Origin of the sequence: Alistipes sp. (genome assembly GCF_048465575.1) — a bacterium.
Classification (GTDB): Bacteria; Bacteroidota; Bacteroidia; order Bacteroidales; family Rikenellaceae; genus Alistipes.
The window spans coordinates 32,513-47,764 of sequence record NZ_DBFWLG010000030.1 but is presented as its reverse complement, the minus strand read 5'-3'; the positions used below and the strand labels follow the sequence as shown (position 1 = coordinate 47,764).

The 15,252-nt window shown below is 62.2% G+C and carries 13 protein-coding genes; 5 read left to right on the top strand and 8 right to left on the bottom strand.

Translation table 11 applies throughout. The features are described from left to right. Window positions 1–5 precede the first annotated feature (5 nt). The 3 genes from dapA to ACMQ11_RS08355 are packed head-to-tail and all read left to right on the top strand — an operon-like array spanning window position 6 to window position 3,177. Window positions 6–896 carry a 4-hydroxy-tetrahydrodipicolinate synthase gene (gene dapA, locus ACMQ11_RS08365; RefSeq protein ID WP_418992311.1) on the top strand — a complete coding sequence of 297 codons (891 nt, stop codon included), beginning with the start codon at window positions 6–8 and terminating at the stop codon, window positions 894–896. 29 nt (window positions 897–925) lie between these two features. Further along, a complete protein-coding gene (locus ACMQ11_RS08360) occupies window positions 926–1,663 on the top strand; it encodes a DUF4919 domain-containing protein (protein ID WP_418992310.1) in 738 nt (245 codons plus the stop codon). Continuing rightward, window positions 1,660–3,177, top strand: coding sequence for a clostripain-related cysteine peptidase (locus ACMQ11_RS08355; protein WP_418992309.1), 1,518 nt, complete (start codon window positions 1,660–1,662; stop codon window positions 3,175–3,177). Before ACMQ11_RS08360 ends, ACMQ11_RS08355 begins: the two co-directional genes overlap by 4 nt. Before the next feature lie 86 nt (window positions 3,178–3,263). On the opposite strand, the gene ACMQ11_RS08350 is transcribed toward ACMQ11_RS08355, so the two are convergent. After that, complete coding sequence (locus tag ACMQ11_RS08350; RefSeq protein ID WP_418992308.1) at window positions 3,264–4,715, bottom strand: pseudouridine synthase; 1,452 nt, start codon at window positions 4,713–4,715, stop codon at window positions 3,264–3,266. 133 nt (window positions 4,716–4,848) lie between these two features. Between ACMQ11_RS08350 and ACMQ11_RS08345 the strand changes: the two genes are divergently transcribed. Together ACMQ11_RS08345 and ACMQ11_RS08340 are read left to right on the top strand one after the other, a co-directional pair. Further along, window positions 4,849–6,180 (top strand): MATE family efflux transporter, encoded by a 1,332-nt coding sequence (locus tag ACMQ11_RS08345; RefSeq protein WP_418992307.1) that lies wholly within the window; start codon window positions 4,849–4,851, stop codon window positions 6,178–6,180. Next, the gene (locus ACMQ11_RS08340) at window positions 6,177–6,920 is read left to right on the top strand and encodes an AAA family ATPase (protein WP_418992306.1); all 744 of its coding nucleotides are present in this window, start codon (window positions 6,177–6,179) and stop codon (window positions 6,918–6,920) included. The genes ACMQ11_RS08345 and ACMQ11_RS08340 overlap by 4 nt, the downstream gene beginning before the upstream one ends. A gap of 56 nt (window positions 6,921–6,976) precedes the next feature. Here ACMQ11_RS08340 and ACMQ11_RS08335 read toward each other — a convergent pair whose 3' ends face one another. The 7 genes from ACMQ11_RS08335 to ACMQ11_RS08305 all read right to left on the bottom strand — a co-directional run bounded on the left by ACMQ11_RS08335 (window position 6,977) and on the right by ACMQ11_RS08305 (window position 15,169). Continuing rightward, the gene (locus ACMQ11_RS08335; protein WP_418992305.1) at window positions 6,977–8,617 is read right to left on the bottom strand and encodes a glycoside hydrolase 43 family protein; all 1,641 of its coding nucleotides are present in this window, start codon (window positions 8,615–8,617) and stop codon (window positions 6,977–6,979) included. A gap of 59 nt (window positions 8,618–8,676) precedes the next feature. Continuing rightward, a complete protein-coding gene (locus tag ACMQ11_RS08330; protein ID WP_418992304.1) occupies window positions 8,677–9,000 on the bottom strand; it encodes a hypothetical protein in 324 nt (107 codons plus the stop codon). After that, window positions 8,988–9,659, bottom strand: coding sequence for an acyltransferase family protein (locus tag ACMQ11_RS08325; protein ID WP_418992303.1), 672 nt, complete (start codon window positions 9,657–9,659; stop codon window positions 8,988–8,990). Before ACMQ11_RS08325 ends, ACMQ11_RS08330 begins: the two co-directional genes overlap by 13 nt. A gap of 29 nt (window positions 9,660–9,688) precedes the next feature. Next, the gene (locus ACMQ11_RS08320) at window positions 9,689–10,675 is read right to left on the bottom strand and encodes a pectinesterase family protein (RefSeq protein ID WP_418992302.1); all 987 of its coding nucleotides are present in this window, start codon (window positions 10,673–10,675) and stop codon (window positions 9,689–9,691) included. A 38-nt stretch (window positions 10,676–10,713) separates the two neighbouring features. Beyond that, the gene (locus ACMQ11_RS08315; protein WP_418992301.1) at window positions 10,714–12,204 is read right to left on the bottom strand and encodes a UxaA family hydrolase; all 1,491 of its coding nucleotides are present in this window, start codon (window positions 12,202–12,204) and stop codon (window positions 10,714–10,716) included. Between the two features lie 70 nt (window positions 12,205–12,274). Further along, complete coding sequence (locus tag ACMQ11_RS08310) at window positions 12,275–13,729, bottom strand: tagaturonate reductase (RefSeq protein ID WP_418992300.1); 1,455 nt, start codon at window positions 13,727–13,729, stop codon at window positions 12,275–12,277. 12 nt (window positions 13,730–13,741) lie between these two features. After that, window positions 13,742–15,169 (bottom strand): MFS transporter, encoded by a 1,428-nt coding sequence (locus ACMQ11_RS08305; RefSeq protein WP_418992363.1) that lies wholly within the window; start codon window positions 15,167–15,169, stop codon window positions 13,742–13,744. Between the last annotated feature and the right edge of the window lie 83 nt (window positions 15,170–15,252).

Sequence of the window (15,252 nt, the reverse complement as noted above, 5' to 3'; positions counted from 1 at the left end):
CGACTATGATCCGACACAAACTCGCAGGCGTGGGAGTCGCCCTCGTAACTCCCTTTACCATAGACGGCAAGGTCGACTACAAGGCGCTGGCCCGCATGATCGACTACGTGATCGACGGCGGCGTGGACTACATCGTGGCGCTGGGCACCACGGCCGAAACGCCGACGCTCTACATGCCCGAGCGGGCCGTGATCGCCATGTTCATCACCAACCAGATCGCCGGGCGCGTGCCGCTGGTGATGGGCTGCGGCGGCAACTCCACCTCGGAGGTGCTCGACCAGTTGCGCGAGTTCGACCTGCGCGGCGCCGACGCCATCCTCAGCGTAACGCCCTACTACAACAAGCCCTCGCAGGAGGGCCTCTACCAGCATTTCCGCACCGTCTCGGAGCACTCGCCGCTGCCGGTGATCCTCTACAACATCCCCGGCCGCACGGGGGTCAACATGACCGCCGAGACCACGCTGCGCATCGCCTCGGATTTCGACAACGTCGTCGGCATCAAGGAGGCCTCGGGCGACATCGGCCAGATGCAGCGCATCCTGGACAGCCGCTCGGACGGACTGCTGGTCCTCTCGGGCGACGACGGCATGACGCTCGACCTGATGGAGCGGGGCGGCGACGGCGTGATCTCGGTGGCGGCCAACGCCTTTCCCCGGCGCTTCATGCAGTGCGTCGGCCACGCCAAGGCGGGCGATTTCGAGGCGGCGCGCCGCGAATACGCCGCGCTGGACGAGGCCGTGCGCGCGCTCTTCGCCGAGGGCAACCCCACGGGGGTGAAATGCGCGCTGGCGACGATGGGACTGATCGGCCCCACGATGCGCCTGCCGCTGGTCGAGGGCTCCGCCGCTCTGCGCGAACGGTTCCGTACGCTGATCGCCGAATACGATTTGCACTGATTTCGCGTTTGAGAAAAAAACAGAACCGAATGAAAAGACTGTTGTTCCTGCTCGCGGCGCTCCCGGCGCTGGCCGTGGCGAAAGTTCCCGTCGAAGAGGATATTCTCGACCGGACGATGGACGCCTCGTCGCCCTACTATTACCCGTCGCTGATGATGCGCTACAACGCGGGCGGCTCTTCGCTCACCGACGAGGAGTACCACTACCTCTATTACGGCTACGCCTACCAGGACGGGTACAAGCCCCTCGAAAGCAATCCGGCGATGGACAAACTGCTGCTGCTGGCCTCGGGTCTCGATCCCGACAACCCCAACCGGGAGACGCTCGAAGCGCTGCTCACGGTAGCCCGCGACGCGCAGGCGCGCGATCCGTTCAGCCCCAAGGTCCTCAACCTGGTGGCTTACGCCCACGGCGCGCTGGGCGACAGGGAGCAGGAAAAGGCCTGGTCCGACCGCATGCACGGTGTTCTGAGAACGATCCTCGCATCGGGTGACGGGCTGACGCAGAAATCGCCCCGCCACGTGCTGATGTTCGACCACGCGCTCGACGTGCTCTCGGCCGAGGGGCTTCCCTACGACAAGGCCCGCATCGTCAGCCGCACGGTCGAATTCGTGCCCCTCATGACCCCCTATGTCGTCGACGGGAAGAAGCGCAAGGGATTCTATTTCGATTTCGGCCGCGTCTACTGGAACAAGCCCGAGGGCTACACATATAAAAGAGACCGCACCTGGCAGTTCAACAACCTCAAACCCCGCGTCTACAAATGATCCGCCGCCTTGCCTCACTGCTACTGACGCTGACGCTCTTCACGGGCTGCGGCAAAGACCCGGTGCCCGAGCGGGAGTGGATCCGCGTACAGCCGGAGTTGCTGCTCGCCGGCGCGCAAGGCTCCCAGACCACGTTCGTCGTGACGGCCCTGGGCGAATGGTCGCTCACGGCCACGGGCGAGGGATTCACCGCCTCGTCGCCCGGCGGCTCCAGGGGCGAGACCCTGGTCACGGTAACCGCCACGGAAGACAATCCCGGCAAATACCGCCGTACGCTGGGCCGCATCACGCTCCACTACGCGGCCAACGGCACCGAACGCACGGTCGAGGTGCTGCAAGGTCCCGTCACGGCTCCGCAGACCGTGCTGCTCTACATGCCCGGGCGCAGCCTGAACACGTTTTACAAGAGAAATATCGAGGGAATCCGCAAGGCGGTCAGCGCCCGCGTACCGGGCGACGGGCGGATGCTGGTGTGCTGGCAGCCCGAGTCGCTCTACGAGGCCGAGCTGTATGAAATCAGCTACGACTACGCCACGCAGGAGAGTCGGACGGTGCTGCTGAAATCCTACCCCCGCTTTTCGGCCGACAACACCTCCTCGGTGGCGGAGGTATTCGCCGACATCCAGACCTTTGCCCCCGCCGCGCGGTACGGCCTCATCATCGGCTGCCACGGCAAGGCGTGGATTCCGGCCAGCGAGGGGGCCATGAGCAGCTATTCGCTCCGTCCGGATCGGACGGACGAGGAGGCCGGCTGGCCCGCCCCGGCACCGGGCGCTTTGGTAACGCGCTCGTTCGGCGACGCGCGCAACGAGCTCGACATCGACCAACTGTCCCAGGCTTTTCGCTCACTGAACTACCGGTTCGACTACCTGCTGTTCGACGCCTGCTTCATGGCCAGCATCGAAACGATCTACGACCTGCGCGAGGCGGTGGACTACTACATCGCCTCGCCCTGCGAGATCATGGGCGCCGGATTCCCCTACGACCGCACGCTGCCCTATCTTTTTGCACAAGAGGGGGCTGCATACGACCTGCAACGGGTCTGCGAGGAGTTCTACCGCTTCTACAACGACGACTGGCAGAGTGTCGACACGAATGCGCGCTCGGGCTGCATCTCGCTGGCCGTCCTATCCGAGATCGCCCCGCTGGCCGAGGTCGTGCGCCGCATCAACGAATCGGGCTTGCAGGCTTTCGACCCTGCCGCGCTTCAGTACTACGAGGGGATGGGCACGCACCTGTTCTACGACCTGGGCCACTACGTCGCGCTCGCATGCGACGACACGGCGCTCCGGACCGATTTCGCCGCACAATTGGACAAGGCATTTCCCCCTGCCTGCCGGCTTGCCACGCCCGCTTTCTACTCGGTCTACAACCCCTATAAAGCCCCGGGTCCCGGAACGGGCATGCACCCCGTAAAGCACTACTCGGGCGTCAACACCAGCGAACCCTCCTCGAAATACGCCGACGCCCACAAACAGACGGCGTGGTACCTGGCGACGCACGCCGGATTGTAACGGCACAGCAGCAATGGAAATCCCCGGCGGGCCGTACCGAGAGTACGTTCCACCGGGGATTCGAGTTGAGGCGCTGTCAGCGGGTACTACTCGTACTGTCCCGACTTGAGGCGTTCGACCTCCTCGCGCGAAAGGAAACGCCAGGCGCCGCGCTTGAGGTTCTTCTTCGTCAGGCCGGCGTAGTACACGCGGTCGAGCTTGGTCACGGTGTAGCCCAGGAACTCGAAGATGCGCCGCACGATGCGGTTGCGGCCCGAGTGGATTTCGATGCCCACCTCCTGCTTGTTCTCCTTGACATAGGAGATTTCGTCGGCGAAAATCTCGCCGTCCTCGAGCGTGATGCCCTCGGCGATCTTGTCCATGTCGGCGCGCGTCAGGGGCTTGTCGAGCGTCACCTGGTAGATTTTCTTCTTCTTGTACGAGGGGTGCGTCAACTGCTTCGTCAGGTCGCCGTCGTTGGTGAAGAGCAGCAGTCCGAGGCTGTTCTTATCGAGACGCCCCACCGGGTAGATGCGCTCCGTGCAGGCTCCCGCGACCAGCTCCATCACCGTCTTGCCCGCATGGGGATCGTCCAGCGAGGTGACGTAGCCTTTTGGCTTGTTCAGCACCAGGTAGACTTTCTTCTCGCCCTCGATGCGGCTGTCGTTGAATTTCACCTCGTCGGTCGGCATCACCTTGGTTCCCAACTCCGTTACGACCTTGCCGTTGACCGACACGAGCCCTGCTGTGATGAAATCGTCGGCCTCGCGGCGCGAGCAGATACCCGACTGGGCGATAAAGCGGTTGAGGCGCATTTCGCCGACCTGCTTTTCGGGATTGAATTTCGGGTAGGCGACCGGCTTGTCGTCGCGCTTGCGCTGAGCGGGCTTGTAGGGTTTGTCCCCGGCCTTGCGGTCGGAGAATTTCCGGTCGCCGAATTTCTTCTCTCCGTAGGGTTTGTCGCCGTATTTTTTGGGACCGAATTTCTTGTCGCCGTAAGCGGGCTTGTCGCCATATGCGCGACGGGGCTTCTCCTCGCCGTAACGGGGTTTGTCGCCGTAGGCCGGTTTCTCGCCATAGGCACGGCGCGGTTTGTCCTCTCCGTAAGCGGGCTTGTCGCCGAAAGAACGCCGGGGCCGCTCCTCTCCGTAAGCCGGTTTCGAACGCCCCTCGCCGTAGCGGGGCTTGTCGCCGAACTGCCGGCGGGGTTTCTCCTCGCCGTAACCCGGCTTGTCGCCGAACGAGCGGTTGGGCTTGTCGCCGTAAGCGGGTTTATCGCCGTAGGCACGGCGCGGTCTCTCTTCGCCGTAACGGGGCTTGTCGCCGAACTGTCGGCGGGGTCTGTCGTCGAATGCGGGCCGGTTGTCCGCCGTGAAATTGGGGTTGTAGGAGGCCCTCTCCTGTTTGCGGTCGAAGGACGGTTGCTCCGAATCGGCAGCGTCACGCTGCAAACGCGGGCGACGCTCGACACGCTCCGTCGTAGCCGTCACGGTACGCTGACGTTTGTCGCGCCCGAAGCGCGCAAGCACCGTGGTCGAGTCGTTTTTGTTCTCTTTCATGTTGTACTAAATCGATTATGGTCCGGCAAAGTTAATTCAATTTTCCGGATTACAACACTTTGCGTGCCCGTTTCACAGCGAAAGAACGCCACGGTCCGCATATTCGCCGTTTTTGTCTTATCTTTGCACCGTCATGAACATGAACCGCGAAATCCTGCGCATTGCGCTTCCGAATATCGTTTCGAACATCACCGTGCCGCTGATGGGTATCGTCTCGACGGCCATTGCCGGACACTGGGGCGCCGACTCGGCCGCCACGATCGGCGCGCTGGCGATCGGGGTGTCGATTTTCAATTTCATCTACTGGAACTGTTCGTTCGTCAGAATGGGCACCAGCGGGCTGACGGCCCAGGCCTACGGCGCGGGCGACTACCGCGAGTGCACCAACATGCTGGCGCGGGCCCTCGTGGTCGCCGTCGGCATGGGCATCCTCATGGTGCTGCTGCAATACCCCGTGGGCGAGCTGGCCCTCAGGGCCATGCACGGCAGCCAGATGACCCGCGACTACTTCTACGCCCGCATCTGGGCCGTGCCCGCGGGCATCGTGCTCTTCGGCTTCAACGGCTGGTTCACGGGGATGCAGAACGCCCTGATCCCCATGTTCACGGCTATCACGGTCAACATCGTCCACATGCTGTGCAGCCTCTGGTTCGCATTCGGGCTCGATCTGGGCATCGTGGGCATCGCCTACGCTTCGGTCATCGCCCAGTATACGGGCGTGGGACTCTCGGTAATCCTGCTTGTGGCCAACTACCGCCATCGGCTCACGAAGATCGACTGGTCGGAGGTCCTCGACCTCCGGCCGCTGCGCACGTTCTTCACAATCAACCGCGACATCATGCTGCGCACGTTCTGCATCGTGGCGGTCTACACGTTCTTCACCGGCGCCTCGGCCCGCATGGAGGACCCCGCGCTGCTGGCCGTCAACACATTGCTGTTGCAGCTCTTCACGCTCTTTTCGTACATGAACGACGGCTTCGCCTACGCCGCCGAAGCGCTCACGGGCCGCTTCATCGGCGCCCGCGACCTCGCGGCCCTGCGCGACTGCCTGCGCCGCTGCATCGCCTGGGGCACGGCCGTATCGGTGCTTTTCGTGGGCATCTACCTGGTCGGGTGGCGCGACCTGATGGGGGTTTTCGTGGACAGCCATGCGCCCAATGCCGCCGCCATCGTCTCGCTGGCCGGGCGCTACATCGGCTGGATCATCCTCATCCCGATCGCCTCGGCCATGCCTTTCATCATGGACGGCATCATGGTCGGCGCCACCGAGACGCGCGTCATGCGCAACTCCATGTTCTGGGCCACAGCGGCCTATTTCGCCATCTACTATGCGTGCCATCCGCTGATCGGCAACGACGCCCTGTGGCTCGCGTTCACGCTCTACATGTTCCTGCGCGGCGTGCTGCAATTCTTCATGACAGGCCGCCTGGCGACGATCTACGCCAAAGTCCCCGCCGCAAAATGAGACGCACGCAACAGTCGCTGTTCATCCGCTATGTCCGGCTTCGGGATTCGACCGAGCATCCGGCGCGCTACCCTTATACGGTGCCGGCTCTGGCCCGTTTCGAGGGTCTGGAGTTCCGCAGCCCCGTCACTTTTCTCGTGGGCGAAAACGGCATGGGCAAGTCGACCCTGCTGGAAGCCATCGCCATCAAGGCGGGTTTCAACCCCGAGGGCGGTTCGCGCAATTTTCATTTCGCCACCCGTCCGTCGCACTCGCCGCTGCACGACGACCTCGTGCTGGGCCGCGGCGACACGCCGCGCGACGGCTATTTCCTGCGCGCCGAAACGTTCTACAACGTGGCCACCGAACTCGAAGAGATCGCCGACGGGGTGTTGAGCTACTACGGCGACCGCTCCCTGCACCAGCAGTCGCACGGCGAGAGTTTTCTGGCGCTCCTCGAGCACCGCCTTTTCGGCAACGGCCTCTACATTTTCGACGAACCCGAGGCGGCCCTTTCGCCCTCGCGGCAGCTGTACCTGCTCTGCCGCATGAAACAGCTCGTCGACGAGGGTTCGCAGTTCATCATCAGCACCCACTCGCCCATCGTCATGGCCTATCCCGATGCGGAGCTGTACGAGATCACCGACCAGGGGCTGCAACTCACCTCCCTGGACCAGACCGACCATTTCAGGCTGATGAAGCGCTTTGTGCTCGACCGCAAGAGCCTGCTGCGGCAGATGGAGATTGAGACGGAAGAATAAGGTTCACCCCGGTCGGCGCATTTCGCCGACCGGGGTGAACTCTTATGCAGAACAACCTATTTACTCGTGCGGAACCAGTCCAGATCGGCCCAGCCGCCGTCGTTCTTGCGAATCGCTGCGTCGGTGTAGAAGCCGATCTTGGCGCCGATCCAATGGCCGGCCTGAGCAAGGAACGGCTCGCCCAGATCGCGGAAGCGCCGCCCGTCGGCGCTGTACGCAAAGCGGCACGTCATGCGCGGGGTGCCGTCGTCGTTGGTCCCCTTTTCGATCCGGCACCTCAGCCACACCTCGACCGGAGCCGCCGACGCGGCAAAGGGCGCCGAGGCGATCGCCTCTTCGGGCGTGCCTTTCTTCATGGCGCGCTTCGAAACGCCCTGCTCGACGACCACCTTGCCTCCCTCCAGCCGCAGCCCGAGCGTGGCATAGTCGTGGCCCATGACGATCAGCCCGGCGCGGTCGCCCTCGTAGGAGGGGTGGAAGCGCAGTTTGGCCGTGGCCGTGTAGGTCGGAGCGTTTATCTTCTGCAACAGCAGGTTCCCGTTGTCCGAAAGGTTGCGCCAGTCGTCGCCGTGCGCCCGGCAGTAGAGGCGCAGTTCGCCCGCCGAGGGATTCGGGAAATACCACCCGGTCGCGGGGTTGGCGTGCCACTGCCATTGCAGCCCCAGCGTGCGCGACGAGAATTCGTCGCTATCGGCCGGGGTTTTCACCGCACTTTTCACCCGCGAGGCGGGCTTGCGGAACGTCTCGACCGGCTCGCCGATCCCGTCGCCGTTGCGGTCCACGCCGATGATGCACCAGTCGTCGTCCGACCAAAACATCGGCTGCAAATGAGCCACCCGCCCGTAGGCGTACATGTCGACGAAATGGAGGAACCACGAGTTGCCCTCGACATCCTCGACCCAGCCGCCCTGATGCGGGCCCGGCGTGTCGGTGTCGCCCTGGTGGAGCACCGTGCGGCATTCGTAGGGGCCCCACGGCGAGCGCGAGCGCAGCACGATCTGCCAGCCCGGCTTCACGCCGCCCGCGGGAGCGAAGACGTAGTACCAGCCGTTGCGCTTGTAGAATTTAGGTCCCTCGACCGTCTCGTGGCCGTCGTGGCCGTCGAAGATCAGCACCTCCTCGCCCACCAGGCGCTCACCGTCGGGGGTCATCTCCGAGACGCTCAGCACGCTCTTGAAGCCCGCGCGCGACCCGGCCCAGCCGTGCACGAGGTAGGCCCGGCCATCGTCGTCCCACAGCGGGGAGGTATCGATGATTCCCTTGGCCGCCTTGACCAGGAGGGGCTCCGACCACTCGCCCCGCGGGTCGCGGGTCTTCGTCATGAGGATGCCCCGATCGGGATCGCCCCAATAAATGTAGTACCAGCCGTCGTGGAAACGGATCGAGGGGGCCCAGACCCCGTCGCCGTGGCGCGGGCGGTCGAAATAGTCGAGCGGCTGCTGGGCCCGGAAGACGGCGTTGACGATCTCCCAGTTGACCAGGTCGGTCGAGTGGAGGATTTGCAGCCCCGGCACGCAGTTGAACGACGAGGCGGTCATCCAGTAGTCGTCGCCCGTGCGGATCACGTCGGGATCGGAGTAGTCGGCATAGAGCACGGGGTTCTTGTATTTCCCGTTGCCCAGGTCGGGGGTCCAGACGCCCTGCGCAAATGTCAGGGCAGGTAGCCATGCGGCAAGCAGCAACAAATAGTTCTTCATGGTTTTACAAATTTTTACAATTCATTTTCTACGGCCGAAAGGTCGGTCCCGCCGCCTGGTTATCGTGTTCCGAAGAGCATCCTGTTCGAGGAGACGTTCAGTTTGTTGAAATACCAGCCGACCGCAAAAGAGAGTACGAATAAAACGACCGCCGGCCACAACCGGGCGCCGACATACCCATAAAACGGAAAGTGTACCAGATACAACTCGTAGGAGATCATGCCGGAAATCAGCACGAAAGGAGAAACCGCCCATCTCCATACGGCACCCAGCCCCGCCACGACAGCCAGGGCCAGTGGAAATTTGATGAACAGCTGTATGGTGTGGTACAACCAGGTCCCCTCAAAAGTCCGGATATACGGAAATTGTTTCAGAAGCAGCATTCCCCCCCCACAATAAATAACAAAATCGTGATTCTGAGACGTTTATCCAGAATGATTCCTGTGCAGCTTTCCCTGTACCGTGACAGCAGCACGCCTGTGGGGAAGCTCAATGCCTGTTCCGCCTGTATTTCCGGCAGCAGGAAGACCGATGCGACGCCGGCCGCGAAAAACAGGACCAGCCGCCATCGGGGCAAGAGACGCGAGCAAAACCAGAACAGGATATACCATCCGATAATATAGGTTACGAACCAATACATCGATCTTACGCAGACGGCCTGAAGCAGGAAATGATTCCACGATTCCCAGTTGAACAACGCCCAGACGATTACCACGGTCAAATAGGGCAGATAGACCTTGCTCAACCGTTTCATCCAGAAATTGCTCAGCCCGTGAGCCTTGTAGGATTCGTTCAGACCGTAGCCGGAGGTGATGAGAAAGAGCGCAACACCGATTCCTCCCAGGGGCGTAAGCATGCGCCCGCCCGTCCAGAGGGAACCGCAGTGTCCCAGCATGATCATCACGATGGCCAGCCCTTTCAGTGCGGTCGTGTAGTCCCTGCCCATGAATCCGTGATCGGGTGCAGGATATTTCCCGCCGAGCAACCTTTTCGATGCCAGCGACACCAGTACGATCGAGGAGAGCAACAAGAGGATATTCATCGTTCTTTCGTTTCGTTTTGTTTTCCGATCTATTTTTCCACCCGGCTCCTCGGAGACCAGTCGGCGCGGAACTGCTCGGAACCGGTCTTTTTGGCGAAAATTTTTTCGGGGACATACTCCGCGGCCTCTTCGTCCGTCAGGGCGTGCGACCATGCCGCGCGGCCCGCGCGGCCGGCACCGGGGCCGGTGCAGCCGTACTCGGCATAGAACGACGTGCGCTCGCGGGCCGGGTCGCGCCAGTTGTGCCACCCCTCGGGGCGGATGGCGGCGGGGAACTCGCAGTGCAGCCACACGGTCCGGGCCGTGGATTTCCAAGGTCGGCCGAGGTAGACTTTCGTCACCCCCTCGGCCGCCGTCACGCGGCAGTTGCGGAAGACGTAGCCGAAGCGGTTGCGCTCGGTGGTCGAGGCGGCGGTGATGTAGCTGTCGGCCTTGCAGTGGATGTGGCAGTCGTCGAACAGCACGATCGAAGGGCCGAAGATAAAGTCGGTCGTGCCCTCGATGTAACAGCACTCGACATAGACGCGCGACACGTAACCTTTGGTGAAGAACGTGTCCTGGTCGCCCAGCAGCGTGCAGGCGAAGAGGTGGATGCGGTCGCCGCGGGTTTCGAGCGCCACGGCCTGCCCCACCCGTCCGGCATCGTTTTCGACGACGATGTCGTCCATGCGCACGTCGTCGGCCTGGATCGACATGGTGTACGAGTCGTAGGTGGTCATCTCGTAGCCGTCGGCCCGCTTGCCCGAGTAGTCGTTCCAGACGATACGCACCTCCCCGGTGCCGCCGGCCACGATATGCACCTTGTCCTTGTAGACATCGAGCGTCACTTTCTCCCGGTAGGTGCCGGGCATGATCACGACCGTGCGCCACGCCGCGGGTTTCGACGGCAGGGCGTCGAAGCACGCCTGCACGGAGCGAAAATCCCCGCCGCCCCGGCTGTCGACCGTATAGACCTCCCCGGCCCGTGCGAAAACAGCCGCAAGGGAAAAGGCAAACAGAACGAAAAAGGCTTTCAATTCTTAATTTTTAATTCTTAATTCTTAATTTTTAATTTCTATAAGGTAACGCCCGTTTTGAAGATGGCGATCTCCTTGAACCCGGTTTGTTCGTGTTTGAGGTGCTCGCCATCGGCCGTTGCGATCACCTTGGTGATGAAGCGGTCCAGCACCGCCTGCGGCTCTTCATCCTCGACGAGCGTGCCGGCGTTGAAGTCGATCCAGTTCTGTTTGAATTCGGCCAGTTGCGTGTTGGTAGCGATCTTCATCGTCGGTACGAACGAGCCGAACGGCGTGCCGCGCCCGGTGGTGAACAAGACCAGCTGGCAGCCCGAGAGCGCCAGCGCCGAGGCGGCCACCAAGTCGTTGCCCGGAGCCTGCAACAGGTTCAGCCCCGGCCGTCGGATCGGATCGGCGTATTGCAGCACGTCGACCACCGTCTGCGCGCCGCCTTTCTGCACGCAGCCGAGCGATTTCTCCTCCAGCGTGGTGATGCCGCCCTTTTTGTTGCCCGGCGAGGGGTTCTCGTAGATGGGCTGGTCGAATTTGCGGAAATAACCCTTGAAATCGTTGATCAGACTCACCGTTCGGTCGAACACGGCGCGGTTCTCGGCGCGGTTCATCAGGATGGTCTCCGCGCCGAACATTTCGGGCACCTCCGTCAGGACGGTCGTGCCGCCCCGGGCGATCAGCCAGTCGGAAAAGAGTCCCACCAGCGGGTTGGCCGTGATGCCCGAGAAGCCGTCCGAGCCGCCGCATTTCAATCCCACGCGCAGGTACGAGAGCGGCAGCGGCTGCCGCTTGTCCGCGCGCGTCCGCTCGACCAGCTCGCGGCAGATTTCGAAGCCCGCCTCGATCTCGTCCCCGACCTCCTGGGCGACGAGGAATTTCACCCGCTCGTCGTCCCACTCGCCGATCACCTCCTGGAGGGCCGACACCTGGTTGTTCTCGCACCCCAGGCCCAGCACCAGCACGGCGCCCGCGTTGGGGTGTTTGATGAGCGCCGCCAAGGCTTTCTGCGTGTTGGCATGGTCGTCGCCCAACTGCGAGCAGCCGTAGTTGTGGGTATAGACCCGCACGTCGTCCAGGTGCGAGCAGTCGCACTCGCGCCTCACGCGCTCGGCGATGGCTTGGGCCTGCCCGTTGACGCACCCCACCGAGGGTACGATCCACAGCTCGTTGCGGATGCCCATCGTGTCGTTGCGCCGGAGGTAGCCCATCACGTTCATCTCGCGCACCGGCGTCTGCACCGCGTAGACCTCAGGGGCATAGGTGTATTCCAGATCGTCCCGCAGGTTGGTCTTCAGGTTGTGGGAGTGTATCCACCCGCCGGCCGGTATCGCCTCGGTAGCGTGGCCGATCGGATAGCCGTACTTGACGACGTTTTCACCCGCGGCAATGTCCCTGAGGGCGAACTTGTGTCCGCGGGCGATGTCCTCGCGCAGCGTGAGCCGCACGCCGTCCGCCTCGACGGTCTCGCCCCGGCGCAGGTCGTCGGCCAGCGCCACGGCCACATTGTCAGCGGCGTTTATCTTCAAAAAACGTTTCATTCTCGAAATACTGAAAATCCGGGCGGGCGGCACTATCGTCGTCGCTCCGCCCGGAAAGGATCGTTACAAATTAAGCCAGGAATTTTCGGAGCGCGGCGGCCATGCCCAGCGTCTCGATGTCGGCGAGGTAGCCCGCCACGGCCGGAACGAACCCCGGAACCTCCGAAAAATCGACCGTGAAGATGCCGCTTTCGCTGACGATCTTGCGGACCATGCCCTCCCGGTCGTCGGAGTTCCAGTTCGTACGGATGTACTCCACGAACTCTTTCGTGTCGTCCGGTTCGAAACCGCTGTTGGGGCCGTACAGGGCCAGCAGAGCCGCGAACGTGAAGCACTCGTGAGCGGCGACTTTTCCGGCCTTGAACCAGTTGTCGCGCACCGTGGGATAGTTGCGCGCCTCCCATTTCGAAAGGGAATTGAGCGAAATCGACCGCAGCAGGTGCTTGATGTAGGGGTTGTAGAAGCGCTCCAGAATGCCGGCGGCAAACGCTTTCAGCTCGGTCTGATCCTCCTCGATCATCGGGATGATCTCCCCGGCGACCATGTCGTTGACGAAACGTTCGATGTCCGGCGTGTCGAAAGCGTCCATCACCGTCTCGCAGCCCATCGCAAGGGCGATGGGGACCATGCCCGTGTGCGAGCCGTTGAGGATGCGGACCTTCTTGTCGCGGAACTGCTTGATCGAGGGCATGAAGACGACATGCAGCCCGGCCTTGTCGAGCGGGAGCTCTTTCATCACCTCCTTGTAGCCCGGGCCGCCGATAGCCCAGAGGTGGTACAGTTCGGCTTTCACGACGAGGTTGTCGTCGTAGCCGATCTCCTCCTTGATCTCGTCGATCGTATCGCGCGGGAAGCCCGGCACGATGCGGTCGACGAGCGTGTCGCAGAAGTGGCAGTTCCGCTCCACCCAGTCGATGAAATCCTGCCCCAACTTGTGGTACTCGGCATGCTTGATGACATATTCGTGCAGCGTCGAACCGTTGTTCTCGATCAGCTCGCAGCAGATGATCGAGAGCCCTTTCGCGGGGTCGCCGTTGAAATGCTTGAAGCGCTTGTACAAGAGCGCCGTCATTTTCGCGGGGTACGATTTGGGCGGCCGGGCCTCCAGGTCGTCGCCCTCCTCGTAGCGGATGCCCGCCTCGGTGGTGTTCGAGATGGTGATCTTCAGTTCGGGCGAGAGGAAATACTTTTCGTATTTCTCGTACTCCACGTAGGGGTTGAACGAATCCATCACGCTCCGGACCAGGCGGATGTCCTTTTTGGGCTGCTTGTTCTCGATGCCCTCCAGGTAGACGTGGTACATGTTGTCCTGCTTGTGCAGCAGGTCGATCATGCCGAGCACCTTGTGCTCGGGGTCGATGATCGGCTGGCAGATGGCCACGCCGGCGTTCATCACGCCCTTTTCGTTGGCGATGTCGATCTGCCAGTCCACGAAAGCGCGCAGGAAATTGCCCTCGCCGAATTGCAGGATGCGGACCGGGCGCTCGACCTTTTCGACGGTCGATTTGTTGAGTTGCTTTATCATAGTTTTTTCGACTTACGACAAGATAATCGGTTTGTATTTCGGCACGAGCAGTTTCATCACGATCCAGCCGATCAGGTAGGCCACGGCGCAGATGCAGAAGACCACGAAATAACCCGCGGGCTTGCCCTCGAAGCCCATGAACGTCATGCCTGTTTCATCGGCATGCACGAAGAGCCAGCCGGCGAACCATTGCAGGATCATCGAGCCCACGCCGCCGGCCATGCCGCCGATGCCCGTGACGGTCGCAATGGCCGATTTGGGGAACATGTCGCCCACCGTCGAGAAGATGTTGGCCGACCACGACTGGTGCGCCGCGCCGCCCAGACCGATCAGGATGATCGGGAACCAGGGCGAGATCGTACCCATCGGCTGCGCCAGCAGCACCAGCAGCGGAATGAACGCGAAGACGAGCATGGCGCGCATGCGGGCCGCATAGGGGTTCAGACCGGTCTTGTTGATGATGATCGTCGGGAGCTTGCCGCCGTAGATCGAGAGCATCGTGATGGCGTAGAGCGTGAAGATGAGCGCCACGCCCAGCCCCTCGGACATTTTGATCCCGAACTGCGAATTGAGGTACGAGGGGGTCCAGAAGAGGAAGAACCACCATACGCCGTCGGTCATGAACTTGCCGAAGACGAAAGCCCATGTCTGCTTGAACGAAAGGGTGCGCCAGAACGACATTTTGGGACAGCCGTCCTCGTCGTTCCCGGCTGCGGCGCCGTCGATGATCTCGTGGCGGTCCTGCTCGATGTAGTCCAGTTCGGCGGCGTTCACGCGCGGGTGGTCGGCGGGTTTCTTGTAAATGAAGACCCAGAATCCCATCCAGATGAAGCCCAGGGCGCCGATGACGATGAACGCCATCTCCCAGCCCCACGCCTTGGCCAGCAGCGGAATGGAGAGCGGCGCGAAGAGGGCGCCGATCGAAGCCCCGGCGTTGAAGATCGAGGTGGCGTAGGCGCGGTCCTTCTTGGGAAAATACTCGGCCGTGACCTTGATGGCGGCCGGGAAATTGCCCGCCTCGCCCAGGGCCAGGATGCAGCGCGCGGCGATGAAGAAATACATGCTGATCATGGCGATGGTCGCCGCCAGGGCCGAACCCGCTTCGACGGCGGTAAGCGCCTCCTTGCTGGGCAGGCCCACCCACGCCTCGGTGGCCACGCCGCACAGGGCGTGCAGGCAGGCGCCGGCCGACCAGACGCCGATGGCCCACAGGTAGCCTTTCTTGGTGCCCATCCAGTCGATGAAGCGGCCCGCGAAGAGCATGCAGATGGCGTAGACGATCGAGAAGATCGAGGTGATGAGGCCGTAGTGGTAGTCGTTCCAGTGGAACTCGGGTTTGATGAACTCGTCCCAGGTCAGCGAAAGCACCTGGCGGTCGAGATAGTTAACGGTCGTTGCGAAGAAGAGCATCGCACAGATGACCCAGCGATACTGCGTCATCTTCCCAGCGAGAGTCGATGGTTTGTTTGTCATTATTCGGGTTTTTATTAAGTAGTGTCAGATCGGTGAGCCGCCCGGAGAGA